Genomic DNA, 26,730 nt, shown 5'->3' on the forward strand with positions numbered 1-26,730 from the left:
CGGAGGATGCGTCATTCTAGCATGCATGGCGTCAGCGGCCAGTATTCCAACGCCAGCGGCGCGCTCCCGCACAGCCGCAGTTGCGGCTCACCCGCCGGGAAGTAGCGTGCGCTCATCACCGCCTCGCCGTGGTTGATGAAAATCTCCACGCTGGAACGATCGAACAGCAGTTGCAGATGCGTGACCGGGCCGCGCCAGTAACGGTGCTCCGGCCGGCCGTCGGTCAGGGAAGCACGTGTCAGCCGCAGCCTTTCGCCGTCCCAGTTCAGCGTCATCGCGTCGCCAAAGGTTGCGTTGAACGAGCCCTGCGGCGTCAATTGCAGCTCCGCGGCCCCCAGCGCATAGGCGGGGGCGTTATCGGCGCGGCCTTGCCAGCCTGCTCGCTCACCGCGCAGCTGTTGCAGCTCGCGCGCCGGGCGCTGGTGGAGGCGGCCATGCCGCAGCGACAGTTCGCGCGGGCAGGTCATGGTGTGGATCCAGCCGTAACGGCGCGTCGGATGGGCTTCTTCATCTTGCTCGGGCACGCCCATCCAGCCGAACAGCAGGCGGCGGCCATCTTCCGCCAACGTCGTCTGCGGCGCGTAGAACTCGAAGCCGGCGTCCAGCTCGCGGAATTCGCCGTGGCTGAAGGCCGCCTGCCGGTAATCCAGCTTGCCGAGCAGATAACCGGCCTGATAACGGTTGAGATAGCGTTCCGGCTGCGGCGTCAGCCCCTGCGGACAGCAGATCAACACCTCATCGCCGTCCAACGAGAACAGGTCCGGGCACTCCCACATGTAGCCGAATTCCTCTAAGCCGTTCAGTCCGGAACCGGCGATCTCTCCCAGCGCTTGCCAGTCGCGCAGATCGCTGGAACGAAACAGCAGCACCTTGCCGCGATCCTGCAAGTCACGCGCGCCGAGCACCATGTACCAGTCATTTTGATGACGCCACACTTTCGGATCGCGTACGTGACCGCTGTAGCCCTCCGGCAGCGGCAGCACCGGCCCGAGTTTGCGATATTCGCCCCGTTCGCTTTCCTGAGCCAGGCATTGGTAAGCGGTGCGTGAGCCGTCTGGGAATTTCACGTTGCCGGTGTAGATCAGCGTGATTTTGCCTTCCGCCACCACCGCCGAGCCGGAGTAACAGCCGTGGCTGTCGTAACAGGCGCCGGGCGCCAGGGCGATTGGCTGGTGCTCCCAACGCAGCAAATCAGCCGACTGCCAGTGTCCCCAGCATTTGTTGCGATGATCGCAACCCAGCGGATTCCACTGATAAAACAGATGATAAACGCCGTTATGCTGGATAAAGCCGTTGGGATCGTTCAGCAGGCCAACGCTGGGTGCCAGATGCCAGTCCGGTCGGTGCGGATCGCGCAGCGCAAGCGGCTGGCCGTTCATTACCGCCCGCAGTGCCTGTTTGATTAAGCTGAGTTCTTCCATCATTGCGCGTCCGTGTTGTATTTCAGCAGTAGGGAGAGGACAAAGGCGCTGCCAAACGCGATCGCCAGACCGATGATATAGCTGACCAGAGAACTGGCCTGCACGATCGCCATGCCGGGGATCGCCGTCAGCCCGACCGCGTTCATGCCGACATGGTTGGCCACCACCCAGGCGCCGCCGAGCGCGCCGCCCGCCAGCGCCGCCAGAAACGGTTTCACGAAGCGCAGGTTGATGCCAAACAGCGCCGCCTCGGTGATGCCGAGCATGGCGGAAAAGGCCGAAGGCACCGCAATGGCTTTGATTTTGGCGTCGCGGGTTTTGAAATAGACCGCCAGGCAGGCGCCGCCTTGAGCGATGTTGGCCATCGACCAGATCGGCAGCAGGAAGTTGACGCCGATATTGGGGTTGCCGAGCAGCCCGGCTTCTACCGCGTGGAAACTGTGGTGGATGCCAGTGATGACGATAGCGGAATAGAGGCCGCCGAACAGCAGCCCGGCTAACCACCCCGCATGAGCAATCAGCGTGCTGAGCACGAAGGAGATGCCATCGCCCAGCGCGCGGCCGGCGGGGCCGATAAACAGCAGGGCGACAAAGCCTGAGATCACCACCGTCAGGAACGGCGTCAGGATCAGATCGAGCGCGTTGGGGATCACCTTGCGCAGCCGTTTTTCCAACAGGCTCATGAACCACACCGTCAGCAGCACCGGGAATACCGTGCCCTGGTAGCCGATCATGGCGATGTCCAGACCGAAGAAGTTCATGGTGTGGAACCCTCCGGCGACGCCCCAGGCATTGGTCAGCGCCGGATGCGTCAAAATGCCGCCGAGCGTGGCGCCCAGATAGGGATTGCCGCCGAATTCGCGTGCGGCGGTGAAGCCGATCAGAATCGGCAGAATAATGAACGCCGCCGAGCTGAACATATCCAACATGATGAACAACGCGCTGTTGGCATCGGCCCAGCCGTAGGTTTTCACCATGCCGAGCAGCCCCATCAACAGGCCGGAAGCGACGATCGCCGGGATGATAGGCACGAAGATGTTCGACAGCAGGCGGGCGATGCGCTGCAGCGGGTTGAGCTTTTTCGCCGCGATATCGGCGGCTTCGGCCTTGCTGGATTCGCTGACGCCCGCCGCCTTGATGAATTCCGCATGCACCTTATTGACCAGCCCGGTGCCGAAGATCACCTGGATCTGGCCGGCGTTGCTGAAGCAGCCTTTGACGCCGTCCAGTTTGCCGATGGCCTCTTTGTCCACCTTGCTGTCGTCCACCAGCACCAGGCGCAGGCGCGTGGCGCAGTGGGCGGCGCTGGCGATGTTCTCTTTACCGCCGAGCAGCGGCAACAGCGCGTTGGCGGTTGCGGTAATGTCCATGTTGTCCCCTTGCTAAATAAAAATGCCGCTGCGCAGTTTGCGGCGCAGCGACGTGAATCGATGTCAGAAGAAATACTTGAATCTGGCGCGCATGCCGTAACGCTGGTCGTTGTCGCCGTTGGCTATCTTGCTGTCGGCGTTGGCTTCCAGCAGCGAGACATAGGCGCCTAAATACAGGTTGAAATTCTTCATATTCATAATGTTAGGTATCTGATACGACGCATGAACGGTGTGGATGTCGTAGTTGCCCGGTTCGCTGAGCGGGTTGTGGATATCGGCGGCGATCCCGGCGGTATTGAACTCTTTGATATTGTTGTGCGCATAGATATAACCCAGTTCGAAGCGTCGCCACAGCACGTTGACGCCGGCGGTCAAGTCTTGCTCGCCGGTGGCATCCAGGTAGGCGGCGCTCAGGTTGGCCACCACGCCGTTATCCGGATCGGCCGCGTTGGTGTTCCAGCTCATGGTCATGCCGTAGCCGTTGCGCTTGGATTGATCGACGAAGCGGCCCTGGCTGTCCTGATAGCCGTAGGCGTTATTCACCACGTTGCTTTCCATCGCCGCCGCGATGCTGAAGGCGTCTTTCTTCCAGGCGATCACCGGGCGCAAATAGGCGACGTTTTTCTTATTTTCCAGCGCATTGCCGTGGTAGCTGTTGTCCTGGAACAGCGAGGTGCCGTCTTCCACCAGCGTGTTCAGTTCGAAATAGACATCCCCGGCGTATTTGCTCAGCATCAGGTTGCCGCCGCTGCTGCTACGGCCGCGGCCTTCTTTCATCATGTAGATATAGCCGAAGCCGTCGGCGTACAGGTCGTTGGCGGTATTGCCGGAGTATTGAATGAAGGTGTCCTGATTCAGCGGGAACATGTCGTAGGCTTCGAAGCGGCCGATTTTGGTTTGCCAGTTCTTTTCATTGCCGAAGAAGAAAGCGGCGTCGTCCAGGTTCATTTTGCCGCTCATGTCCGCCAGCGGCTGGACGCTGAAGCCGGAGAAGTTACCGTCCGGATTGCGGCGGTAGCCGTCCAGCCCGACCAGAATGCGGCCGTTGATGTCCCAGCGCTCTTTGTTGCCGGGTTTCCAGTCCTTGTGGTCGCTGCCTTTCAACGACGTCAGCTGGCCGCTGCGGCTGGCGCCGTCCAGGTTGAACTCCACGTCGCCATACAGTTTCAGATCGTTGAAACCGTTCAGTTTCAGCGCGCTGGTCGGAGAGGATTGCGTTTCCAGCGTGGCGGCGCGCTGCGCGACCTGCGCGGTTTGCCTTTCGGTGCTGGCGGTGCGCTGTTCCAGCTGTTGCGCCCGGCGTTCCGCCGCCGTGGCGCGGGTTTCAGCCTGAGCGGCGCGCCGTTCCGCCTGCGCCAGACGTTGTTCCAGCGCGTTGAGACGCGCCTCGATACTGCCGCCGCCCGAGGCCGCAGCGGCAGACGTGGAGAGGAAAAGCCCTGTTGTTATCGCCAAATAGCTGAGTTTTTTCATCATCGTCTATCATCCGGGAAGGGTTGTTATTATTTTTTGCTAAATTGCTAAACCGGTTTTTCATGGCGAAAGATAGCGATCGAGAAGCGGACTGGCAATCAAGTTTGCTAACCCGATTCAGCTATTGTGATCGAGTACGCAAATCGCGGGTTAAAAGACCACGGCGCTCAGGGGAGCGCCGTGGATGCAGAGAATCAACGCAGGAAAGCAGCCAACTCGTCGGCGCGGGGCAGGGCGGTCATAGCGCCCTTGGCGGTGGTGGCCAGCGCACCGCAGGCCTGCGCCTGGGCGATAACCGCCGGCCACTGCGCTTCCTGAGGTAATTCGTGAAGGCGTGCCAGCGCCGCTAACAGCCCAGCGACGAAGGCGTCGCCGGCACCGGTGGTATCGACCGGCACGACAGGCGGCGCGCGGAAATGACGCAGACGATGCCCATCGTGTACGCAGACGCCGTCGCCGCCCAGCGTTACCAGCAGCAGGCGCAGCGGATAGGTTTGCATCATCCAGCGCATGGCGTTCTCCAGATCGTCAAGATGGCTGATGAAAGCCAGCTCTTCGCGCGACAGTTTCACCACGTCCGCCAGCAGCAGCGCCTTTTGCAGGCAGGGGCGCAGCGCTTCCGGCTGGCGCCAGACCTCTTCGCGGATGTTGGGATCGAAACTGACCCGGCCGCCGGCCGCCCGCATGCGTTCCATCGCCGTAAAGGCCGCGCTGCGGCTGGGCTCCTGCGACAGCGCGATGGAGCAGAGGTGCAGCCATTCCCCCCGCTGGAAAGCCGGCAGATCGTCGGGCTGCAAAAACAGATCGGCGCTGGGCTGCACCATAAACGTGAATGAGCGCTCACCCTGAAGATCGAGATCCACCACCACCGTGGAGGTGTGGTGTTCGGGATCCGGCCGCATATGGCCGATATCCACCCCTTCATCGCTCAGCACCTGCTGCAGAAAGGCGCCGAAGCTGTCTTGCCCCACCCGGCCGATAAAGGCGCTGTCGCCGCCCAGGCGGGCGATACCCACCGCCACGTTCGCCGGCGCGCCGCCGGGGCATTTGAGATAACCGTTGGCATTTTCCGGCACCAGGTCGATCACGGCGTCGCCCAGTACCCATACGCGATTCATCATGCTTAATCCCTGTTTTTGTCGTTGTCAGATGGTGAGCTAAAATAGAAGAACCGGTTTAGCAAGGCAATGAAATAATCCTCAGAGCCGCTTGGTCAGTGAGGAAGATCAATCTTTCTGCTGGGCTTGGGGAGAAGGGGATCTGCCCCGCGAACCGGCGCGGGGCGAGATAGCGGGGCGTTTAGCCCAGCTTCGGATAGACGCCGGGTCCGATTGGCAAGCCTAGCGCATACCAGACCAGCAGCAGCAAAATCCACACGCTGAAGAACACCAAAGGATAGGGCAGGATCAGCACGTAATAGGTGCCGAGCTGCGCGTCTTTGCGGTAGCGCTGCAGGAAGCCGAGGAACAGCGGCAGGAACGGCGACATCGGCGCCAGCGGCAGCACCGCAGAGTCGGCGATGCGGAAGATCATCTGGGCGAACGCCGGGTGGAAACCGAGCAGCATAAACATCGGCACGAAGATCGGCGCCAAAATTGACCAGATCGCCGAGCCGCTGGCGATGAACATGCACAGGAAGGCGGAGAGGAACATCAGGCCGAGAAATGCCGGTGCGCCGCTCATGCCGGCGGCTTCCAGCATATCGGTCAGGCCGACGGCCATAAACTTGCCCATGTTGCTCCAGTTAAAGAACGCCACGAACTGCGACAGTGGAAACACCATCACGATGAAACCCGCCATGCTTTTCATCGGATCGAGCAAGTGGTGGGGAATATCGTCCGGCCGCCGGATCTGTTTGGTGACCACGCCATAGGTAATGGCGACGGTGAAGAAGAACAGGATGATGATCGGCACAATACCCTTGATGAACGGGGAAGGGATCACCGAACCGGTGTTCGGATCGCGCAGCGGCGCGGCCTCCGGCACCACCAGAGCGGCGATGATGGCGATAAACACCAGCGCGGCGATGCCGCTCATCATCAGCCCCCGGTTCTGCAGCGGGGTCAGCGCTGCAATTTTGTCTTCGGTGCCGCCTTGCCACTTCGGCAGACGGGGCTCGATAAACTTGTCGGTGAGCAGCGCGCCGGCGATGGTCAGCACGATCACGGAGGTGGCCATAAAGTACCAGTTGTCGATCACGCTGACGTGAACCGCGCCGTCCACCGCTTTGGTGGCTTCGGTGCTGATGCCGGAAAGCAATACGTCGGTGGTGACGATCAACAGGTTGGCGGTAAAGCCGGAGGCGACGCCGGCGATCGCCGCCAGCAGCCCGGCTATCGGGTGGCGGCCCACTGCGATAAACATCAGCGCGCCGAGCGGCGGCATCACCACCAGCGCAGCGTCCGACGATATATGGCTGAAGAAGGCGATAAACAGCACCATATAGCTGGCGTAGCGGGCGCTGACGCGCGAGGCCATTTTGTACATCAGCGCCTGCAGCAGGCCGACCTTTTCCGCCAGGCCGGCGCCTATCACCAGCGCCAAAATAGCCCCCAGCGGCGCAAAGCTGCTGAAGTTATGGATGATATTGGGAAATATCCACTGCATGCCCGCCACGCTCATCAGGTTATTCACCTTGATGAGCTCGCCGGTGGCCGGATTTTTCACCGCCACATCGAGCCAGGAAAACAGCGCGGTGGCCAGCATAAGCACCAGGATCAAATAGACGAACAGTAAAAACGGATTGGGGATCTTATTGCCGATGCGTTCCACCCAGTAAAAAACGCGTCCGGGGCTTTTATTGATTGGCGTTGTGGCCTCACTCATGATTTTACCCTCTGTGTTTGCTCTGTTGTGTGATTGTTATTATTTGATTTATTTATAATTATACTTAGTGGCCCGGTTGTCCGGGCCCTGTCTGTTCATGCTATTCCAATGGCGATGGTTGCACCCCTTGCGGGATTGGGCAGCGGTACGGCTGTTCGGCGCGCCGGCGCTCGAACTCGCTGCGGCAGCGCGCCAGCAGGGCGCTGTCGCTCAGCAGATCGATGGCGGTCGCCGCCATCACCTTGCCGGCCAGGCACATGCCCTTATGGGCGATAGCGGTACGGCCCTGCGCCACCAGTTGCCAGGTGTGCAGCGGAGTGCCGAGTGCGAAACAAGGACTGAAGCATTGGGCGGTCGGCGCCACCCAGCTCACGTCGCCAACGTCGGTAGAGCCGTACAGCAGGTCGTCGGATTCCACATAAGGCGCGACCTCGTCCATCAGCACCTTATCTCCCAACTGCTGCACCCACTCGCGTCCGGCCGCGCCGCCGGTGCGGGCAATGTTGAGTTTGGCGTTGCGCAGATCGTCGCGGCTCAGGGTCTGGCGGATTTCCTCGGCGAAGCGGCGCTCGGCGTCGCTGTACTCGGGCAGACCGAAATCACACAGGTTTTGATACATCGCGCGTTCCAGGCTGCGGTTCGGCACATAGTTGGAGCAGGCCTTGTCGAAGCGCACTTCCACCTGGGTGTCAGTCATCAGCGCTGCGCCCTTGGCGATGTTGATCACCCGTTGGTAAATGTCCTGCGCCTGATCGAGCTGCGGCGCGCGGATCAGGTACAACACCTCGGCGTCGGCCTGCACCACGTTGGGGGAGCTGCCGCCGGTGTTGGTAACTGCGTAGTGCAGCCGCGCTTCCTGCACGATATGTTCGCGCAGGAAGTTGGCGCCGGTATTCATCAGCGTCACCGCGTCCAGCGCGCTGCGCCCCAGGTGCGGCGAGTTGGCGGCATGGGCGGCGACGCCCTTGAAGTGAAACGCCGCCTGGATGTTGGCCAGCGTGCTGGTATTGAACATGCCGCTGAAGCCTTCCGGGTGCCAGGTGAGTGCGGCGTCGACGTCATCGAACAGGCCTTCGCGCACCATAAAGGTCTTGCCGGAGCCGCCTTCTTCGCCGGGGCAGCCGTAGAAGCGCAGGGTGCCGCTCAGCCGGTTCTGCTGCATCCACGCCTTGGCGGCGAAGGCGCCGGCCAGCGCGGCGGTGCCCAGCAGGTTGTGGCCGCAGCCATGGCCGTTGCCGTTTTCCACCAGCGGCTGCGGCGTGGCGCAACCGGCCTGCTGGCTCAGCCCGGCCAGCGCGTCGTACTCGCCCAGCAGCGCGATAATCGGGTGGCCGCTGCCGTAGCTGGCGATGAACGCCGTCTCGATGTCGCCCACGCCGCGTTCAACCGAGAAGCCTTCCTGTTCCAGCGCATCGGCCAGCAACGTGGCGGAATAGGTCTCGTTAAAGCGCGTTTCCGGGTGGTCCCAAATCGCGTCGCTCAGCGCGCTGAAGCGGGGCTGGCGTTGGTCAATGTAGTCGTCGATAAAGGCCTGCAGTTCTGAGTTGCTCATGCTCCGCTCCCGAATGTCGGCAGGTTCAGCGCCAGCGACGCCAGCGTTTTCACCGCCACCGCCATCACCTGCTCGTTGAAGTCGAATTTCTCGTTATGGTGCCCGGCGCTCAGTTCGGTGCCGAAAATGACGTATGAGGCCTGGCCGCCGCGGGATTTCACCCGTTCCATCATGTAGGTGGCGTCTTCTGAGCCGGCGGCCTGTTCGCGGCGATCGACCACCGAGGCCAGCTCGGTTATCTGCTGCGCCTGGCGGCGGATGTAATCCACCCACGGTTGGGTCGGTTTGCTGCTCTGCGCCGCGCCCATCAGCGCGATATCGCAGGCGACGCCGTGCATTTTGGCGGCGCCTTCGATGGCGTTCAGCGCCTGTTGATAGACAAACGCGTTGATCTCATTGGTGGCGCCGCGCGTTTCTACCTTCATAAACGCCCGATCGGCGATCACGTTGCGGCCGGTGCCGGCCTGCAGCACGCCGACATTGATGCGCGAGCTGCCTTCGCTGTGGCGCGGGATGGCGTAAAGCCCCAGCGCAGCCTGCGCCGCTGCCAGCAGCGCGTTGCGGCCGTCTTCCGGCTTGGCGCCGGCGTGGGAGGCGACGCCGCGGAAAGTAACGTCCAGCTTGCTGGTGGCCATAAAGCTATCGCTGCCGCACACCAGCTCGCCGGGCGGCACGCCGGTGCCGATATGCACCGCGGTGAAGAAATCGACGTCGTCCACCACGCCGGCCTCCACCATCGATTTTGCGCCGCGTGTGCCTTCTTCCGCCGGCTGGAAGATCAGTTTGACGGTGCCGCGAAGCTGGGATTCCAGGCTTTTGAACACGTGCGCCAGCCCCAGGCCGATGGTGGTATGGCCGTCATGACCGCATGCATGCATCATGCCGCTGTTGCAAGAGGCGAACCCTTCGAGGAACGGCAGGTGTTCGGGTTCCAGCAATTCGTTGAGATCGAGGGCGTCCATATCCACGCGGTAAGCGATAGTCGGGCCGGGGCGGCCGGTATCGAGCGTTGCGACGATGCCGGCGAAGCCGCCGGAAAAATGCGGCAGCCATTTCTCCAACGCCCCCTGATTGCGGGCGCGCTGTTCCTGCGCTTCCAGCTCGGCGGGCGAGGGCAGCCCCATGCGCGCCTCGGCCTTGATGACCTCGCGGCCCAGCTGCAGGCGATAGCCCAGCCGATCGAGTTCTTCCGCCACCAGGGTGGCGGTGCGGAACTCAAACCAGCCGGATTCGGCATAGCGGTGGAAGTCGCGGCGCCAGGCCTGCAATTGCGGGTACAAATCAGCCACCAACATCGAAAGCGAATTAGTCATAGTGATATCTCATAAGTTATCGCGCGCTGGATCGCTCCAGGCAGCAGTTATGCTCTGAACTGAAATCAGACGGTGAAGCTATTGCAAAGAAAAAGGTGCGTTTGGTTACTAACTGCCGTGAATGGCGCTTATTGGCGCAGAAAATGCGCTTAATTAAGCGAAATAAGAATTTGGTTATTTATTATGTTTTTTCCGAATGTACACAATGGAATCTGGCTAAATAAGATGCCAATATCTTGCTATTGATAAACAACGGTTATCGCCTTTCGCCTATGCCAGCCTCGATAAAATTGCACCAATTGCGTGCATTTGTGGACGTTAGCCGCCAGGGCAGCATCCGCGCCGCCAGCCGCACCTCTCGCCTTTCCCAGCCTGCGCTGACCAAGGCCATTCAGGAGCTGGAAGAGGTGCTGGGCGCCAAGCTGTTTATTCGCCGTAGCCAGGGGGTGGTATTGACCGACTGCGGCGATAACTTTTTCCAGCATGCCAGCCTGATCCTCGAGGAGCTGCGGGTGGCGCAGGAAGACATTCAGCAGCGGCTGGGGTTGGCGGGCGGCACGGTGAATATCGGCGTTGGCGGCAGCATTGCGCGCACCGTGATGCCGCAGGTGGTCACCCAGTTTCACCGTGAGTATCCCAACGTGAAGGTGCGCATCGTCGAGGGGCAACTGGTGTCGATGATCCCAGAACTGCGCCAGGGCGAGCTGGATTTTACCGTCAATACCTATTACCCCAGCAGCCTCGACAACGAGCTGCAGTATGAACGGCTGATGGAAAAAGAGTATCGGGTGGTGGTGCGCAAAGGGCATCCGATGGAGGGGGCGACCTCGCTGAAACAGCTGCAGCACTGCGACTGGACCATGCCGACGCCGAAAGGCAGTTACTATCGGCTATTGCACGATCTGTTCGGGGACTTGGGCATGGCGCCGTCGATCAGCGTGACCTGCGAGACCTTTATGGCCTGTACCAGCCTGGTGGCGCAGAGCGATTTTGTCAGCATTCTGTCGGTGGACGTGATTTCGGATCCGATTTTGGGCAAGCATTTGGTGCCGCTCGAGCTGAAAGAGCGTCTGCCGAAAGCGACGTTTTATCTTATCCAACGCAAGGACACCACCCTGACGCCGATGGGCGCGCACCTGGCGCGCCTGTTTCGCCTTTACTGTCGGTGATACCGAGGCCCTGCCGGGCCCCGGCATTAGAAGGCGATTGACCCCTGCACGAAGAAGGTGCGCGGTTCGCCGACGTACTTGCCGAAGTTGTTGTCGTTGGAGCGGGTGAAGTAGCGCTGATCGAACAGGTTTTTCACCCCGGCACCCAGCGTCAGGTTCGACAGCTGCGGCCCGAAGTTATATTCCCCGCGCATATTCCACACCATGTAACCGGCGATATTGCCGAACTGGCCATCGGCGCTTTCCTGCGTGATGTACTCCGGCCCGGTGCCCGGCGAATGCTGTTTCGACTGCGCATAACCGTCCAGATTCCATACCCAGCTGCCGGTGGCGTAACGTGTACCGACGGTATAGACCTGGCGCGAGTAGAACGGCAGATCTTTACCGGCGAAGTCGCCCTTGTCGGTGCTGGCCTTGGTGTAGGTATAGCTGGTGTAGACGCTGGCGCCGTCGAGCGCGCGATTCAGTTCGCTGAGATCGTAGCTGAGTGCCAGCTCGATGCCTTTGTGCTTGGTGGCACCCATGTTGGTCCAGCCCACGTCGTTGCTGATGTACTGCAGCTGGTTATCGAAATCGATGTAGAACAGCGTGGCCTCGGCCTTGACTACGGTGTCGTCGTAGCGGGTGCCGAATTCATAGGTGTGCGCTTTTTCCGCCGTTAGCCCCGGCGCCGGCTGGTTGCCGTTGCCGCCTTTGGTCAGTTGGAAATACTGCATGCTGCCGAAAGAAGTGTTGGCGTTGGCGAACAGTTTCCAGGCGTCGGACAGGTGGTACATCACGTTCAATGACGGCAGCGGCTCGCTGTAGCTTTTCTTGCGGCTGATGTTGTTGAACGAATCGTCCACGTGGGTACGGATGCTTTCATAACGCAGGCCCGGCGTGACCGTCCAGTTGCCGACGTTAATGGTGTCGTCGATATAGAACGCGTTGGCCGCGGTGCCGCCGGAGGTGTGCTGGTAATAATCCGGGGTCTCCGGCGTCGAGCCGATATTCGCCGGGTTATACCAGGCCGAACGCGACGCCTTTTCATCCATGGTTTCATTCAGATAGCGGTAACCGAGGGTGATCTCGTGCGCCATATCCCAGAAACGGAAGACCTGCGAGTAACTTGGTTCGATAGCCCAGGTTGAATAGTGGCGCGGATAGGAGACCATGCGCCGCTGGCCCGCGTTTTTGCCGGTGCCTTCCGATTCGATGTTGCTGCCGCGGTAGCTGTCGGTGAAGTAGGTCAACACTTCGAACTGTTTGTCGTCTTCCTGATGTTTGTACTTGAACGACATATCCTTGCGGCGGCCTTCGAACTGGTCCCACGGCCGCGTGGATTGGAACGGGTTTTGCGCGTATTGCGCGGTGCTCAGCCCGCCCGGCATGCCGGCTTTGGCGTCGTAGTAGTGGAAATTGGCCAGCAGCTCGTCACGATCGGTGAACGCATAACGCGTTTTCAGCATGAAATCGTCGATGTCGGTGTTGTCGTTGTTGTCGCGGTAACCCTGGCCGTGCAGCCCGGAGTAGAGCAGTTCGGCGCCGAGGCCGTTGTCTGCGGTGCCGCCCACGGAGGCGCTGGTCAGGGTCTTCAGGCCGCCGTGGCTGGCGCCCTGGGTTTGTACGCTGGCGGTGCCGCCAAACGTTTTGGGAATGTCACGGGTAACGAAGTTGATCACGCCGCCGACGTTCTGCGGCCCGTAGCGCACCGCGCCGCCGCCGCGCACCACGTCTACCGATTGCAGATTACCGATAGACAGCGGGGCCATCGACAGCTGCGGCTGGCCGTAAGGCGCGACCGCCAGCGGGACGCCGTCCATCAGAATGGTGGAGCGTGGAGAAAGACGCGAAGTCAGGCCGCGCACGCCGACGTTAAGCGAGATGTCACTGCCGCCGGTGCCGTTGCTGTCGCGCACTTGCACGCCGGGTACGCCGCGCAGGCTGTCGGCGATGGTTTGGTCGCCCTGTTCGTGCATTTGCTGCTGGGTGACGATGGAACGCGCGCCCGGATGGTTGAGCAGCACCGAACTGGTATCGGGGTTGTCCAGCCAGTTGCCGACGACGGTCACGGTGTCGGTATCGTTCTGAGATGAGTTATCAGTAGCAAGGACAGGGAATGCGACGGCGATGGAAGCCGTCAGCAGAGAAAGCCGAAAAAGAGGTGACATAATAATGCCTTAAGAGTTTCAGACCCGGATGTGTTTTTTTAGAAAAGACAATCTTAATGATAATTATTGGCAAGTAAATAGAATTGTTACGGGATAGTTAAGCGGGTAACTAAATAATGAATGCGGGAAACAGGGCCCGGCTGGCGGGCCCTGGCGGGGGTTATTGCGGCGTAAGCCAGAAGACGCCGCTGTAATCCAGCGCGGTGAATTTCCGGTGCACCATTTCGATATCCGCTTGCGGATCAATATCTTTAAACAGCGCCGGGTGCAGGAACTTGGCGATCGCCTCAACCGCGATAAAGTTGAGCGGCGTGTCGTAAAATTGATGGTAAATCGCCATCACGCGTTTTTCTTTCACCGCTTTCAGCACGTTAATGCCGGTGCGATCCAGCAGATGCGCCAGTTTCTTTTGGCTGGTGGCCATATCGGTGGCGTAACCCAGCGGCACCGCCAGCGTGCCGCGATGCCCGCGGCTCCAGTCGGCGCCGGTCAGCAGATAGAAATCCGGGTTGCTGCCGATCACCTGTTCGACGTTCACTTCACCGCCCATGTCTGAAAACAGCGTGCTGCCGATATTATTGCCGCCGGCGGTCTCGATGAACTGCCCGAAGCTGCCTTTGCCGAAGGTGTTGCAGCACTGTTCGCCTTTGATGCCGGCGCTGCGCTCGATGAAGACGCTGGGGCGCTGCTCCGGTTTCAGCGTGGCGACCCGCTGCCGCACCAGCTCGAGGCGCTGCTGATAGAGACGGATGAAGGCGTCGGCATTGGGCTGCTCGTCAAATACTTTACCCAACAGCGCCATGCTGGCGACGGTGTTGGTCAGCGGCTGTTGGCGAAAATCGATGATCAGCACCGGGATGCCGACCTTTTCCAACTGGGTCAGCACGCCGCTGTCTTTCAATTTGCTCAGCAGGCCAATGTCGAAAATGATCAGATCCGGTTGACGCACCACCGCGCTTTCCACGCTGAAATCACTGGTGTAGGGGTTGTCGAAGGTGGGGATCTGCATGACCTGTGGGAATTTTTTCGCGTAGGCTTCAACCAGATCCGGCGCTTTGACCTTCAGCGAGTTGTCCCAGGCGATGATGTTTTTCAGCGGCTCCTGCGGATGCAGAATATTCAGCGCCAACAGCGCGCGGGCGTCGGCCAGGATAACGCGCTTGGCCGGTTGCGGCAGCGTAACCTGGCGGCCGGCGACATCGGTGACGACGATCGGCGCGGCTTGAGCGGCGCCGGCCAACAGTAAAACGCAGGCGGCCAACCAGCGGCCGGCTTTGGCGATAAGAACAGCGGGCATGAAGATCCTTGGGTAATCGGCGAAGAACGAGAGCGCAATGATAAGCGATATCCTTTCGATTTTTGAACTCCCTCGATGCCGATAGTTATTCATGGCCCATCAGCGGGTCGCTGACGCTGTGTTCGCCATCTTCCAGCCGCCCCGCCAGGCGACGCAGCCAGCCCCCGGCGCTTTGCAGCGTAATATCGTACCAACCGCCGCTGGCGCGGGCGTCAAACGCTTGCTGATGGCTGCCGCCCGCAGGCAGCGTGATAGGCCACGGGCCTTGCTGCGTGTAAGGGCAGCGTTCGAGGGTGACCGTTATCGCTTCGGGGGCCGGGTTATTCAACTGCAGCAGCAGGTTGCGGCCCGTCGGGCGCAAACGCACCTCCGGCTGCGGCCGGCTCAGGGCACCGCGCAACTCACGATGAAAGCCGTTGGGGCCAAGCAGCCACAGATGGTACTCATTCTCCGTTTGCCAGTCGTCGCTGACCGCCTTGCCCGCCTCGACGGTAAAACGGCGCGGGATCTGCGCCAGATCGCGCCGGTCGTAGACGTGAAACACCGCTCCCTGCTCGCCGGTATTGAACAGGTTCAGCGTCACGCGGCGTTGCTCGGCCGCGACGCCGGCCTCGACGTGCAGCTGGTAGGGCAACGCGCGGGAAGGGCGTGCCAGGCGGCGTTGGTGGGGTAAACGCTGGTGGGCGGGTGATGGCAGCGGCACTTGCGGCAGCTGTTCCTGACGCTGGCGCAGGCCGTCGGCGGCGTGGCGGCTGGTGGCGGGCAGGCTCGGCAGCGCTTCGCCGTTAGGATCGACAAAGTTGAACGCCGAAGTGAGATCGCCGCACACCGCGCGGCGCCAGGCGCTGATGTTGGGTTCATGCACCTGAAAGCGCTTTTCCAAAAATTGCAGCACCGAGGTGTGATCGAAAACCTGCGAATTGACCCAGCCGCCGCGGCTCCAGGGTGACAGCACCAGCATCGGCACCCGCGGGCCGGGCCCGTAGATGCGGCCGTCCGGCGGCGGTTGATCCTGCGAACCGGGTGGCGCCACGTGCTGGAAGATCTCGGTGTCGAACGGCACCGTCGATTTACCGGCGAAGCTGCCGTCTTCGCGCAGCGACGGCGCGGAAGGCGAAGGCATATGGTCAAAAAAGCCGTCGTTTTCGTCGTAGTTGACCAGCAGAACGGTTTTACTCCACACCTCCGGGTTGTCGGTCAGCGCGTTGAGGATCTCTTGGGTGAACCAGCCGCCCTGTACCGGGCTGGAGGGATCGGGGTGTTCCGAATAGGCCGCCGGCGCGATGATCCAACTGACCTGCGGCAGTTTGCCCTGCTGTACGTCGGCGCGGAATCCGGCCAGCATGGCGTCCAGATCGTTGCCGTCGGCGGCCGGCAGGGTGTTGCCGTTGCCTTTGTACAGCGGTGCGGCCTCGTTGAGCGCATCGCTATAAGGCACGAAAGCGTTGAAGTCTTTCGGCGGCCACGCCGGGTTGCCCACCTGAATGCTGGCGGCGCGGTATTGGCGAAAACCCGCCAGCGGGTTGTCGGTAAAATTGTCCGGCAGGAATTGATATACCTTCCAGCTGACGCCGCTCGCCTCCAGCCGTTCCGGATAGGTTGTCCACTGGTAGCCGCGGTCCGCCGGACCGGGGCTGTCCCATTCGTTGACCACCACCGCCACGTCGGCGGCGGATGGGCCGTTGGTGCCGGTCCAGTGGAACAGCCGGTTGGTGTTGGTGCCGGCGTGGATGGAGCAGTGATAGGCATCGCACAGGGTGAAAGCGTTGGCCAGCGCAAACTGGAACGGCAGCTCCCGCTGGCGGTAGTAGCCCATCGAGGCCGGCGTTTTGTAGGTGGGCCAGGCGCTCATGCGGCCGTGATCCCAGGCGGCTTGCTCATCCACCCACGAGTGCGGCGTGCCGGTGACGCGCTGGGCGTTGCCGCGTTTGCTGTCCAGATGGTAGGGCAGCACCAGCCGTTCGGCGCCCTGTTGCTGCCAGACCAGGCGATCGCCGGGCAGTGGAATGGTAAAGCGATCGCTGAAGCCGCGCACGCCCGGCAAGGTGCCGAAGTAGTGGTCGAAAGAGCGGTTCTCCTGCATCAGGATCACCACGTGTTCGACGTCGCGCAGGGTACCGGTGCGGTTATTGGCGGGAATGGCCAGCGCTTTGCGAATCGAGGCGGGCAACAGCGAGAACGCCGATCCGATGGCGGCAGCCCGCAGGATGTCTCTGCGAGAAAGGTCAGGCATGCGTCGTTAATCTCCGTCAGTGTGCTTTGAAGATAGCCGCTGACGACGATAATGGCGAAAAATAACAGGGAGATGAAATCGAGGAAAACAATGCTCCCTGGCGGGAGCATTGGTGGATGACGCTTACTGTCTGATCAGGCGGCCGAGCGCCGGCGCCGTTTCGAAATCGCTGCGGAAGGGGTTGATATCCAGGCCACCGCGGCGGGTATAGCGCGCGAACACGCTGAGTTTTTCCGGGCGGCAGTGCTGCTTGATGTCGTTGAAAATACGTTCGACGCACTGCTCGTGGAATTCATTGTGCTGGCGGAAGGAGATCAGGTAGCGCAGCAGGCTTTCGCGATCGATTTTGCGGCCTTCATAGCGGATAACCACGCTGCCCCAGTCTGGTTGATTGGTGACCAGGCAGTTGGACTTCAGCAGGTTGGAAGACAACGTCTCCGTTACCGGTTCCCCTTGATCGGCCGCGCCGCACAGGTATTCCGGCTTGAACGTGAAGTCGTCAACCGCGATGTCCAAATCGTCGATGTTGATGCCCGGCAGGCGGTCGATCTGCGCCGGATAACCTTCCAGCCCCGGATAGAGTTTGACGGTGACCTGGCCGTTGGCCGCCTGCGACAGATCCTTCTGCATAGCGGCGCTCACCTGTTCCACGCTGTCGAAGCGCGTTTGGTTGAAGCTGTTGAGATACAGCTTGAACGATTTGGATTCGATCAGGTTGGAAGAAGAGTGCGGGAAGGTAAATTCGCCGATGCCCACCACCGGCTTGCCCTTGGCGTTGAGCCAGGACAGCTCGAAGGCGGTCCACAGATCAAAGCCGCTGAACGGCAGCTGCCGCTCGTCCACGCCGATCAGATCGCGGCCGCGGGCACGCGGCAAGGCTTCGAGCAATGCGGGAGCATATTGATCCGGATAATCGGAGTTCGCGCCAAGATGGGTGATTTTATCTTGCTTTTGGATATGCATATTCATTGCCCTTTGCTTGTTCGGTATTGATGTAGCGATTAAACAGACTGCGGGTGGCGTAGATCGGCCCGACGCCCAGCAGGGCGTAAACCACCTTGATCAGGAACTGCGACAGGATCATGGTTTTGATGATGTCCCAGCTCAGCACGTTATAGAACGCCAGCGTACAGAACACCACGCTGTCGATGGCCGAAGCCACTACGGTGCTGGTGATCACGCGCACAAACAGGTAGCGGGAATTGGTCAACTCTTTGATTTTGCAGAGCAGGTAGGAGTTGACGTTTTCGGAGATCAGATAGGCCGCCGACGAGGCCACCAGCACCGCCATGATGCTGTGCACGATGCCGTTGTAGGTCTCGCTGTACTCCCACTGCGGAATGCTCGGCACCAGCGTCGTTACCCAAACGCCCAGGACGAAGGTCAGATTGGCGATAAACGAGATGATGATGGTGCGCCTGGCCAGCCGTAAGCCATAGAATTCGTTGAGGATATCCACCAGAATGAACGTGAGCGGGTAAATGAAGATCGCCGGCGGCGTGATGAGATTCAGCACCGGGATTTGGATCGGCTTGACGCCGCACAGCGTTGAGAAAATATAAATCACGCTGAGCGCCACGGTAATAATCAGGTAGGCGTACCAGGATCGTTCATGGCGATCGCTGAGCTCGTAGGCGGTTTTTTGTTGGTTGTCACCATAGAGTTTACGGTACAGCGCCTGCAGCTCATGCCGGCTTAAATCTTCTGATATTTCGCTGTCGGCCAGCTCATTCAGCCCCATGGTGATGGTTTTGCCGGTGGCCAATACCATGACATTGGCCGCGATGGTGCCATGCCGGGTGAAGCCCAACAGCTTGAACTTCTGATTCGGTTCCATTTATAGCCTTTCTCCAACGATGTAACCCAGGAATTGCACGGTGTCCTGAGGGCGTTTGTCCATGCTTTCGCTGTCTTTGTCGTCAACCACAAAGAAGCCGCTTTTTCCCGAGTGATACAGCAAAGGCGAATCGCAAATCAGTACCGGCGGGCGTTTGATGATGATGACTTCGCCGGGAATAAATGACCCTTTAATTTCGGTCTCTATTTTCATTGCCAACATGTTCGACTCATCGCCGAAGAAATAAGTCAAAGGGAACTCAGTGACCAGTTGCCCGATCTTGCGCTGCGAGACGGCCAGATAGCGCGACTGCGGGATTACCGGAATGGCGGAAGGGTTCTTGTTGCCTTCGGTGGACAGCGTTTCGTTAAGCAGCTCCAGCTTTTCCAGATCGTAATCTTCGATCTCTTCACAGGAGACACCGAAGAAATCGGAGATCCTATTCACGGTGGATTGCTGAACGTTGTTCACTCTTCCGTCAAGAATTTTGTAGAGAGTCGTACGCGTCAGGCCGCTGCGATTGGAAAAGGAAGCCTTGGTTTCACCGCGGGTACGCATCAGATATTCAATATTTTTAATGATGTTGATTTTGCGCTGTGCGTTGGTGGTTTTCATTGGCTGTCCTTACAAACATTACGCAGGCTTCACTATATCTTACGCAGTGGCGTTGTCCAGATAAAAAGGCGCAGGCGAGCAGGTAACGAACTGATTATTAGCAGTAATTATTGTTTTCCGTCAGCCGTTTAGCGCAATGATATCAGCGGAGGCGGTCTGCTTCCTCTGCGCGAAAGATAAAGCCGTGCAAATCAATTGATTAGGTTTTTCTTATGGAAAAGTGAACACAAAAGCCGGTTTTATGTTTACTTTTATGTTGACCAAAGCCGATTTCATGGGCTACTGTTCATGCAAGCTGAAGTTTCTCTTTACGATCAAAACACGGAAGCCGACAGTTTTTATAATAAAAAGCTCAGAGGGGGCGTTGCCACACTCTGAGCATAATGGATAGCTTGCTACCGACACCAGGGACCCTAATCACCATGGCCGTTTGTCTGCGCGATCGGCTCATTCTTTTGCATTGAATCCCCTTTTCGAGCGTCTAACACTCCCCCGTTATCGGAGGAGTGCATTACCGCGTTCACGAAAATCAGAGCGATTTCTGTGATGCCAGCGGTTTTTGCGCCCGGCTGAAGACCAGTTTAAGCAGCCAATACAGCAGGCTGGCAGCGACCAGGGAATTGATGGTCGGTACGCCCCATTCGGTTGCCAGGCCAACGGCGCCGCCGGCGATGCTGGCGACGATCGCCGCCCAGCCGATAGTTGGCGTTTCGTTCGGCAGCTGGCCGGTCCGGCGGCTCTCATCCAGGATCTTGCGATGGCTGCGCAGCAGGTAATAGTCCACCAGCATGATGCCGATAATCGGCGGGAAGACCACGCCAAGCACCGTCAGAAAGTCGACAAAGCGGTCAAGAATGCCCAGCACCGACAGGGTGGTGCCCAGAATACCGATCACCAGCGTAGTGTAGGTGTACTTCAGCTTCTTGCCGGTGATGCCTTCCACCGCATTGACGATGCCCAGCGAAGAAGAGTACAGGTTGAGATCGTTGACGCGCAGGGTGGAAAACACCACCACCAGCAAACCGGCGCCGCCGGCCGCTTGCGACATGATGGTGACCACATCCGCGGTGCCCAGGGTTTTGGCGATCAGGATCGCCAGGCCGTTCACCACGAACTCGCCGGCGATAATGGTGAAGAGCGTGACGCCGAGCACGTGCTTGCCGTTTTTGGAGTAACGGGTCAGATCGGGGGTCATCAGGCTGGCCACGATGGCGCCGCCGACGACGATGGTGATGCCGGCGCTGATGGTCAGCGGCTCACCCGGCGGCGCCAGCTGGATGATCTCCTGCAGGTTATGGCCGGAAAGCGCGGTCACCGAAATATAGGCCACCAGCATGATGAACATCGGCACCGCGATACGGGCGGCGATGCGCAGCGCCTTGAAGCCGAATGCCACCAGGATGGTCAATAGCGTGCCCGAGAGCCCGGCGGCCAGGCCGAAGCCCAGCTTATTGCCGAGCGCGAAGTCGAGCGACTTGGCGAAAATGGCGTTCTGAATGCCGAACCAACCCAGCAGGCTGACGGCAACCACCACGCCTATCAGCACCGAGCCCAGACGGCCGAAGCCGCACCAGCGCGCCAGCAGGCTGCCGGAAATGCCTTCGCGCATGCCCGCCAGCCCCAGGCCGTAGGTCACCACGCCGAAGATCAGGCTGCCGACGAAGATGGCGGTGAAGGCGTCAATCAGCGTCATGGAATTGCCGAGTACGGCGCCGAGCATGAACTGGTCCAGTGCGGTCAGCATGCCCATATGCACGATGGCCACGCTTAAAAACGAAACTCGTTTATCCTGCGGCACCCGGGTGAGCGGATAATCTTCGATCTTTATCACGGTGAGATCTTCCTTGCGGTTCAAATAAACTGAATGCCTTTGGTTATCAGGCGATCGGGAATGTAGTTATCCAGATTGGCGTATTTGCAGTATTCCTCAAATTGCTGCTGAGTATGCACGTTGGCCTTCTGGTAAATGTTATAAATGCGGTTTTCGATGGTCTTATTGCTGACATTATAGATTTTGGCGATCTCTTTCACCGTAAATCGTTGCAGCATAAGGAAAATAACATCGAGTTCGGCACGGGTGAACAGCTCGTTATTGACTTCGGTGGTCAACACGCTGGGTTTTTGCTGATTGATGTACTTCAGCGGTGACAGGCTGTTCATCGGCTTGGCGTTCCAGATCACGCCAATCACCTGTTTGTCATCGTTGTACACCGGCAGCTTTTCGCTGATAAACGGCGTCAGGCTGTCTTTGCCGTACCAGTAGTGCGTTTCTATGACCGTGACCCGATCGCGCGCCGCTTCGGTCATTTTGTCATGCTCGATAAAGTCGGCGGCGGAGTCGGCCCAGTCGGCGGGGAACTCGTGGTCATATTTGCCGGCGACGTCGAAATTCAGCGGCGTATTGGTATAGAGATAAGCGGCGCGGTTCATATAGAGGTGGCGGGACAGGTGGTCTTTGATGCCCCAGGGTTCGCTCAGGTGCTCCATCATGGTGATGAGGCCCTTAAAATAAGATTCATTATTTTTATGTGATGAACCCATACCCACCTCTGTGCCGCTCAGGCCGCGTTACAGGCTTTTAGCCAGATAATGGCGGGTGTGGCGATGCGCATAGTCGCCCAGCTCGCCGTAGACCCGGTAGCCCAATTTTTCGTAGAAGCCTCTGGCCTGGAAATCGAAGGTATCGACATAGGCCATATGGCAACCGCGCTTGCGGGCTTCTTCTTCGGCCAACTCCATCAATTGGCGGCCATACCCGCTTTTGCGGCATTGATCGCCAACCCACAGATATTGCACTTCCAGGCCGCCCCACCAGGTGCGCGCGACTAGGCCGCCGACGATCTGCTGGTTGTCGTCGGTAACGGTCAGGAACAGCGGGTGAATGTCTACGGGCTGGGTTTTGTGATTGTGCGCCCAAAGGCTGTCGATAACGAACTCTTCATCCTGCGGGTTGGGTTTGTCGGTGATATTAATATTCATTTTTAATATAATTCCCTGATTTAATTATTCAAAACTGAACTAGGCGCTTTCGCCCCAACCGCTTCTAATATCACTTTCGTTAATGTATTTCAAGGGTGGTTTTCACCCTTTTCCGCCTGGTGAACGGGCGCTTATGATAGGCGCCACAGGGAGAAGAAAATAGTGAAACAGGCGGTATTAAAACGCTGAAATGCCCTGCTTACACCATCTTTTCCTACTTGCGCCTCACCAGGGCCCCACCGGGAAAACTGCAGTACTGTATGGCTCCACCGGATAGAGCAAGCTCACTTGCCGACGGGGGAGCCACTTTGTTTTTTGACGCGCCCGCCCGCGGCCACCGTTCTCTGTCTCAGATATTAAACACTCTTCTTATCAGAAGATATGCGCTGCAGATGAAAATGTGGCCGATGCCTTCTGAGCCGCGAATTCAGTCTTCTGCGATGACGCTGCCCAGCGCCGGCTCGATGGTCGCGCCCAGCATGGCGCCGTGCCCTAAGGCGGGCCATTCCCGATAGCCGACGGTGAAACCGTCGAGCTGCGCCAGCTGTTCGGCCAGCAAATGCGTTGCGTCCGCCGGCAGAGCGGGGCTCTTTACACCGGGCGGGGCCGCGCGATCGCGTTCCGCCAGGCCAACCCACAGTTGCAGCCTTATCGCCGGCGCCGCGCGCCGTTCCGTCATCTGCTGCGCTTCTTGCAGGATCATGCCGTTGCCCCACCACAGCGAGGGTTCCACGGCGATATAGCGCTGAAAGGCGGCAGGATGGGTAAACAACGTGTGCAGAACGAAGAGCCCGCCGTAGGAGTGCCCCCACAGCGTCTGCCGCTGCGGATCGACCGCCAGTCTGGCGGCGATCGCCGGTTTGATCCGAGTTTCAATCAATTGCAGGAACGCATCCGCGCCCCCGCCGGCCCGCGGCGGTGTCTTCATGCCTGCCGGCAGAGGGAGCGTATAGTCGTAGGCGCGGCCGGCGGCATCGATGCGCAGATCGTTGTCATAGCCGATCATGACCAGCACCGGCGGCCGCTTCGCCGCTGCCAATTTGGCCAGTAAGGCGGCGTTTAACTCCATCAGCACCGCGTTGCCGTCGAGGAAATAAACCGTTGGATAGCCGCCCGGCTCAGGCGCCCGATGCGGTTGGGCGATGCGAACGCGGTAATGCCGTCGGCCATCGGCGGAGGTGAAGCGCAGGTCGCTGAAGCGGTAATCCGCAGAATCGCTATCGGCTACGGTAGCGCCGATCTTGCGTTCCAAATCGGGCCTGGCCAGCACGGAACCCGGCAGCCAAAGGCCGATGGCGAGCGCCAGAAGCGCAGAGATAAAATGCCGGTTGGACAAAAACATGCGGGTTAGCACCTTCGGAAAAAGGCCGATAGTAGCATCCGTTCGCGCCCGGCAAAAACCTACCTTTAGGGCGGACATTCCGGCCGCGAATGGCGGCCAAAACCCGGAAGAGGGCCGCCAGTTGCTTTGCCGGGTTAATAGCAACTCATTGTTATTATTGGTAAGTCAGGAATAAGAGAGATTGCAATTAATTAGAAATGGTTATGGTTTTTATGGGGAGGGGAATGGCGAATAGCGGGGGAAATACACGGTTATCAACGATTTTTAGCAAAAAAAGCCCTATAAAATAGGGCAAAGACACACAACAACACCAGGGAAACTTTCCGGTATCTTATATTATAGCTTCCTATACATATAGAACATTTTATTATAAATATGTAAGTGATTCTTATTGATTATTTAATGGCATTATTTTTCAAATGGTTATGTGGTCCGGCTGAGGTATTGCGCCTGGGCCGGTTGCGGGCTATCAGGGATAGGTGGCGGGGTTTTTCTGTAACGGCGGTATGAACAAGCGAGATCATGGGCCCGATACCTTCAGGGCAATACCGGCCGGCAGGTTGCGAACATGTCGGCCGGTATTCCTCTCGCGTTGGGCACTGCGCCGCCCGATCTTCCCTGTGGGCGTCCGGTGAAAATCAGTGCTGCTGCAGCGTCAGCATCTTGCCAAGCAAAATATCGGTCGGCGGCAAAATATCCGTATCCAATCCGGCGGAGGGGGTAAAGGTTAGCTCGCCAAAAATGATCTGGCCTTGCGAGATGTAGAAATCAACGCGAACAAACTCAAAGGGCGCCGACAAGCGAGTGGCGTACTCAAACAGCTCATCATATCCCTCAGGTTTCACGAAAGCGTCTATCTCCTCCTGGCTCAATGCCAGACAGTCTTCGCTATAGCAAAGGAACTTGAACTCTTTGTCGAAGAAGTAATATTTTGGCGTCCCGGTATCCCTGCCGACGCACAGCAAGGTGCAGTAAGGCACACCGCGGAAACAATAGATTTTATAGTCTTCAGGCCCGTGACCATTGGTCGATTCGATATACTTTTCCCCAATGATCTTTTTTTGTATCCCTTTGTAGTTGAGTTCTACATAGGTTTTCCAGTAATCGTCTTTCATCCATCCATCGATCAGATGAGAGGCGCTTTTAATGTTCAACGATTGTTTATTTTGGCAAATTAAATTATACCCTGAACCGTGGTTTCCCTTAATGACAAATTTATCAGGCAGCGTTTCCCACGGTATTTCCTGCACTGAATCACAGGAAAAATACAACTCATTAAGAATCTCTTCGCATCCCTTTTCTTTGATGTACTCTCTCACCGCATATTTATCTGCACATTGAGTCACTAATGCGTTATTACTGTAGCCATTCAACTTAAGATGATTTATTTTTTCATTCCAGGTTGAGGGTGACTGTAAATTCAGCGGTTTGCCAAATGCCCTTTTGTATATCAATCTGGCCTTGAACTCGGGGGCTAATACGGCCAGCTGATTCAGAATAAACTTCTTGAATTGTCTCTTCATATACGTAATTCCATCAAAGCATAGTGACAATGATTAAGACGTTCTTGTATTTAAAACGCGGGCGGCACGCTTTCACTGCGCCATTGAATGGCTGTCGGCGTTGTTCCCAGATCAAATGGCTTGTGGTCTAACGCCCGATTAAGAATGCGGGCCGATCGCCAGGCCATCAGGCTCAGCTGAGGATCGGCAATGCCGTGATTATGCATACTGGCGTTCATCGCAAATAAGCAGTTCTCCGCTGGGCCTTCCCACTCAAAGGTAAAGTCCGGGGCTATGCGGTATTCGCCGTCCGCAGTCTTTAACAACCGGTGGGCCAAAGGCTCAAGGAACTCAGGCGTCGCCGATTGATAACCGGTAGCAAAGATCACCACGTCCGCCTTGAAGGTTTCCTGGCCGTGATCGAGATGATGACGCGTTTCGAGCTGGTAGGCGTTATCCAGCGTGTGTTTCACGGCCGTCAGCGAACGGCTGGGCAGCAGGCGCACCCATAATTTCTCGCGCAGGACGTCGAAGCGGTGGTACATGGCGCGATAAATCGCCAGCAGCGACTCACTGGTGATGCCATCTGAGGTCATCTTCTGTTCGGCCAGCATATGCCGCTTGGCCGCGCTGTCCAGTGAGTAAAAGCTCTCGACGTAATCGGGTGTGAAGTATTCGTTGGCAAAAGCAGCCTCATCGAGCGCATTGTAGTTATTGCGGCGCGATATCCAGTCGAGCTGCGCCGGCTGCCCCCATTCCCCTTTAAAAATATTCAGGAACAGATCTGCGCCGCTCTGGCCGCCGCCGACGATCGCCACGCGTTTGCCGGTCAGATCGGGGTTGCGCAGCATCATTTCGCTGGCATGGAAACAGCGATCGCTTTGCGTCGTCACGCAATCCGGCAACTTTATTTTCTTGCCTATGCCAATGCTGACGTGTTTGGCGTGGAAGACCTTATTCGAGGTGGTCACCACAAACTGGCGCTGCCGATCGTCAAATTCGACCCGCTGAACGTCTTGATTGAATGCCAATGATCCCATCCCGGCGGCGGCCCAGGTGAGGTAATCGGCGAACTCTTCGCGCGATGCGGTGCGCTGCTCCGTCGTCAGGAAACGATAAAATTTTCTGTTTTTTACCAGATAGTTGAGAAAGCTATAGCGATTGGTTGGGGCAACCGCGCTCACTAAATCTTTTAAAAAGTTGGTCTGCATACTGCAATCCGCCAGGATCATCCCTGGGTGCCAGGAGAAATGAGGTTTGCGCTCAAGGAACTGTCCCGTAAATCCCTCTATTTCACTTCCTAAGGCTGCCAGGCTAAGATTCGACGGGCCAAGGCCAATACCGATGATATCCAAACGCTGATTCATTAATAAGCTCCAGTATAATGAGAATAATACCCAGAAATACGACTGCAGATAGGGTGGCTTATAGCAACCAGGCTGCCTTTTTCTTATAAGTAAGCTTCACGAATTAAATGTAATTAAAAGGTGTACGGGCCAAAAATACCGCAATTTTAAATGCCCGTTTAGCATTAGGTAGCGCATCAGGCAAAGGCTACGGGCGTATTTCTTTCCATGAAAATCCCTATGAAGGTTTGCGCGTGTATTTAATGAATATTCCTAAGTAAAATTCCGATGTCCCCCTGATTCAT

Annotated in this window: 20 protein-coding genes; 1 reads left to right on the plus strand and 19 read right to left on the minus strand. The window is 58.3% G+C overall.

Annotated elements, in window-relative coordinates:
• Positions 1 to 11 precede the first annotated feature (11 nt).
• The 7 genes from ACMGF9_RS02850 to ACMGF9_RS02880 all read right to left on the minus strand — a co-directional run bounded on the left by ACMGF9_RS02850 (position 12) and on the right by ACMGF9_RS02880 (position 9,955).
• Positions 12 to 1,421, minus strand: coding sequence for a sucrose-6-phosphate hydrolase (locus ACMGF9_RS02850; RefSeq protein ID WP_075685054.1), 1,410 nt, complete (start codon positions 1,419 to 1,421; stop codon positions 12 to 14).
• Positions 1,421 to 2,791, minus strand: coding sequence for a sucrose-specific PTS transporter subunit IIBC (locus ACMGF9_RS02855; protein WP_015379066.1), 1,371 nt, complete (start codon positions 2,789 to 2,791; stop codon positions 1,421 to 1,423). Before ACMGF9_RS02855 ends, ACMGF9_RS02850 begins: the two co-directional genes overlap by 1 nt.
• 63 nt (positions 2,792 to 2,854) lie before the next feature.
• The gene (locus ACMGF9_RS02860; protein WP_172575174.1) at positions 2,855 to 4,264 is read right to left on the minus strand and encodes a carbohydrate porin; all 1,410 of its coding nucleotides are present in this window, start codon (positions 4,262 to 4,264) and stop codon (positions 2,855 to 2,857) included.
• A gap of 194 nt (positions 4,265 to 4,458) precedes the next feature.
• On the minus strand, positions 4,459 to 5,385 hold the full coding sequence (locus tag ACMGF9_RS02865) for an aminoimidazole riboside kinase (RefSeq protein WP_172574952.1): 927 nt from the start codon (positions 5,383 to 5,385) through the stop codon (positions 4,459 to 4,461).
• Between the two features lie 178 nt (positions 5,386 to 5,563).
• Positions 5,564 to 7,090: a p-aminobenzoyl-glutamate transporter gene (gene abgT, locus ACMGF9_RS02870; RefSeq protein ID WP_048325457.1), complete on the minus strand. Its 1,527-nt coding sequence runs from the start codon at positions 7,088 to 7,090 to the stop codon at positions 5,564 to 5,566.
• Positions 7,091 to 7,190: 100 nt separating this feature from the next.
• Positions 7,191 to 8,642, minus strand: coding sequence for a M20 family metallopeptidase (locus ACMGF9_RS02875; protein WP_414160530.1), 1,452 nt, complete (start codon positions 8,640 to 8,642; stop codon positions 7,191 to 7,193).
• The gene (locus tag ACMGF9_RS02880) at positions 8,639 to 9,955 is read right to left on the minus strand and encodes a M20 family metallo-hydrolase (RefSeq protein ID WP_076740993.1); all 1,317 of its coding nucleotides are present in this window, start codon (positions 9,953 to 9,955) and stop codon (positions 8,639 to 8,641) included. The genes ACMGF9_RS02875 and ACMGF9_RS02880 overlap by 4 nt, the downstream gene beginning before the upstream one ends.
• Positions 9,956 to 10,227: 272 nt before the next feature.
• Between ACMGF9_RS02880 and ACMGF9_RS02885 the strand changes: the two genes are divergently transcribed.
• Entirely contained in the window at positions 10,228 to 11,124 is an 897-nt protein-coding gene (locus ACMGF9_RS02885) for a LysR family transcriptional regulator (RefSeq protein ID WP_076740992.1), read from the plus strand.
• A gap of 26 nt (positions 11,125 to 11,150) precedes the next feature.
• Here the strand turns inward: ACMGF9_RS02885 and ACMGF9_RS02890 are convergent, their stop codons facing one another.
• The 12 genes from ACMGF9_RS02890 to ACMGF9_RS02945 all read right to left on the minus strand — a co-directional run bounded on the left by ACMGF9_RS02890 (position 11,151) and on the right by ACMGF9_RS02945 (position 26,446).
• Positions 11,151 to 13,274, minus strand: coding sequence for a TonB-dependent receptor family protein (locus tag ACMGF9_RS02890; RefSeq protein WP_015379060.1), 2,124 nt, complete (start codon positions 13,272 to 13,274; stop codon positions 11,151 to 11,153).
• Between the two features lie 160 nt (positions 13,275 to 13,434).
• Positions 13,435 to 14,571, minus strand: coding sequence for an ABC transporter substrate-binding protein (locus ACMGF9_RS02895; RefSeq protein WP_414160531.1), 1,137 nt, complete (start codon positions 14,569 to 14,571; stop codon positions 13,435 to 13,437).
• Between the two features lie 85 nt (positions 14,572 to 14,656).
• A complete protein-coding gene (locus tag ACMGF9_RS02900; protein WP_166445410.1) occupies positions 14,657 to 16,804 on the minus strand; it encodes a phosphocholine-specific phospholipase C in 2,148 nt (715 codons plus the stop codon).
• A gap of 123 nt (positions 16,805 to 16,927) precedes the next feature.
• Positions 16,928 to 17,767, minus strand: coding sequence for an NADPH-dependent 7-cyano-7-deazaguanine reductase QueF (gene queF / locus ACMGF9_RS02905; protein WP_156866315.1), 840 nt, complete (start codon positions 17,765 to 17,767; stop codon positions 16,928 to 16,930).
• Positions 17,745 to 18,641 (minus strand): queuosine precursor transporter, encoded by an 897-nt coding sequence (locus ACMGF9_RS02910; protein ID WP_004937338.1) that lies wholly within the window; start codon positions 18,639 to 18,641, stop codon positions 17,745 to 17,747. Before ACMGF9_RS02910 ends, queF begins: the two co-directional genes overlap by 23 nt.
• A complete protein-coding gene (locus tag ACMGF9_RS02915; RefSeq protein WP_004937341.1) occupies positions 18,642 to 19,256 on the minus strand; it encodes a helix-turn-helix domain-containing protein in 615 nt (204 codons plus the stop codon).
• A 529-nt stretch (positions 19,257 to 19,785) separates the two neighbouring features.
• Positions 19,786 to 21,087 carry a cytosine permease gene (locus ACMGF9_RS02920; protein ID WP_004937343.1) on the minus strand — a complete coding sequence of 434 codons (1,302 nt, stop codon included), beginning with the start codon at positions 21,085 to 21,087 and terminating at the stop codon, positions 19,786 to 19,788.
• A 20-nt stretch (positions 21,088 to 21,107) separates the two neighbouring features.
• The gene (locus tag ACMGF9_RS02925; protein WP_004937346.1) at positions 21,108 to 21,797 is read right to left on the minus strand and encodes a helix-turn-helix transcriptional regulator; all 690 of its coding nucleotides are present in this window, start codon (positions 21,795 to 21,797) and stop codon (positions 21,108 to 21,110) included.
• 27 nt (positions 21,798 to 21,824) lie between these two features.
• Positions 21,825 to 22,235, minus strand: coding sequence for a GNAT family N-acetyltransferase (locus ACMGF9_RS02930; protein ID WP_004937348.1), 411 nt, complete (start codon positions 22,233 to 22,235; stop codon positions 21,825 to 21,827).
• Between the two features lie 427 nt (positions 22,236 to 22,662).
• Complete coding sequence (locus tag ACMGF9_RS02935) at positions 22,663 to 23,577, minus strand: alpha/beta hydrolase (protein WP_075686721.1); 915 nt, start codon at positions 23,575 to 23,577, stop codon at positions 22,663 to 22,665.
• Between the two features lie 638 nt (positions 23,578 to 24,215).
• Positions 24,216 to 25,100: an ATP-grasp fold amidoligase family protein gene (locus ACMGF9_RS02940; RefSeq protein ID WP_076740989.1), complete on the minus strand. Its 885-nt coding sequence runs from the start codon at positions 25,098 to 25,100 to the stop codon at positions 24,216 to 24,218.
• 50 nt (positions 25,101 to 25,150) lie between these two features.
• A complete protein-coding gene (locus tag ACMGF9_RS02945) occupies positions 25,151 to 26,446 on the minus strand; it encodes a lysine N(6)-hydroxylase/L-ornithine N(5)-oxygenase family protein (protein WP_015379054.1) in 1,296 nt (431 codons plus the stop codon).
• Between the last annotated feature and the right edge of the window lie 284 nt (positions 26,447 to 26,730).

Origin of the sequence: Serratia sp. BNK-23, from assembly GCF_047456145.1 — a bacterium.
Taxonomy (GTDB): Bacteria; Pseudomonadota; Gammaproteobacteria; order Enterobacterales; family Enterobacteriaceae; genus Serratia; species Serratia nematodiphila.

Bases quoted from the DNA above. Each gene is read 5' to 3' on its own strand.
- ACMGF9_RS02940 (WP_076740989.1), bottom strand. From the start codon at position 25,100: ATGAAGAGACAATTCAAGAAGTTTATTCTGAATCAGCTGGCCGTATTA.
- ACMGF9_RS02945 (WP_015379054.1), bottom strand. From the start codon at position 26,446: ATGAATCAGCGTTTGGATATCATCGGTATTGGCCTTGGCCCGTCGAAT.
- ACMGF9_RS02925 (WP_004937346.1), bottom strand. From the start codon at position 21,797: ATGGGTTCATCACATAAAAATAATGAATCTTATTTTAAGGGCCTCATC.
- ACMGF9_RS02850 (WP_075685054.1), bottom strand. From the start codon at position 1,421: ATGGAAGAACTCAGCTTAATCAAACAGGCACTGCGGGCGGTAATGAAC.
- ACMGF9_RS02910 (WP_004937338.1), bottom strand. From the start codon at position 18,641: ATGGAACCGAATCAGAAGTTCAAGCTGTTGGGCTTCACCCGGCATGGC.
- ACMGF9_RS02900 (WP_166445410.1), bottom strand. From the start codon at position 16,804: ATGCCTGACCTTTCTCGCAGAGACATCCTGCGGGCTGCCGCCATCGGA.
- ACMGF9_RS02930 (WP_004937348.1), bottom strand. From the start codon at position 22,235: ATGAATATTAATATCACCGACAAACCCAACCCGCAGGATGAAGAGTTC.
- ACMGF9_RS02875 (WP_414160530.1), bottom strand. From the start codon at position 8,642: ATGAGCAACTCAGAACTGCAGGCCTTTATCGACGACTACATTGACCAA.
- ACMGF9_RS02885 (WP_076740992.1), top strand. From the start codon at position 10,228: ATGCCAGCCTCGATAAAATTGCACCAATTGCGTGCATTTGTGGACGTT.
- ACMGF9_RS02860 (WP_172575174.1), bottom strand. From the start codon at position 4,264: ATGAAAAAACTCAGCTATTTGGCGATAACAACAGGGCTTTTCCTCTCC.
- ACMGF9_RS02895 (WP_414160531.1), bottom strand. From the start codon at position 14,571: ATGCCCGCTGTTCTTATCGCCAAAGCCGGCCGCTGGTTGGCCGCCTGC.
- ACMGF9_RS02865 (WP_172574952.1), bottom strand. From the start codon at position 5,385: ATGATGAATCGCGTATGGGTACTGGGCGACGCCGTGATCGACCTGGTG.
- queF (WP_156866315.1), bottom strand. From the start codon at position 17,767: ATGCATATCCAAAAGCAAGATAAAATCACCCATCTTGGCGCGAACTCC.
- abgT (WP_048325457.1), bottom strand. From the start codon at position 7,090: ATGAGTGAGGCCACAACGCCAATCAATAAAAGCCCCGGACGCGTTTTT.
- ACMGF9_RS02935 (WP_075686721.1), bottom strand. From the start codon at position 23,577: ATGTTTTTGTCCAACCGGCATTTTATCTCTGCGCTTCTGGCGCTCGCC.
- ACMGF9_RS02915 (WP_004937341.1), bottom strand. From the start codon at position 19,256: ATGAAAACCACCAACGCACAGCGCAAAATCAACATCATTAAAAATATT.
- ACMGF9_RS02890 (WP_015379060.1), bottom strand. From the start codon at position 13,274: ATGTCACCTCTTTTTCGGCTTTCTCTGCTGACGGCTTCCATCGCCGTC.
- ACMGF9_RS02855 (WP_015379066.1), bottom strand. From the start codon at position 2,791: ATGGACATTACCGCAACCGCCAACGCGCTGTTGCCGCTGCTCGGCGGT.
- ACMGF9_RS02880 (WP_076740993.1), bottom strand. From the start codon at position 9,955: ATGACTAATTCGCTTTCGATGTTGGTGGCTGATTTGTACCCGCAATTG.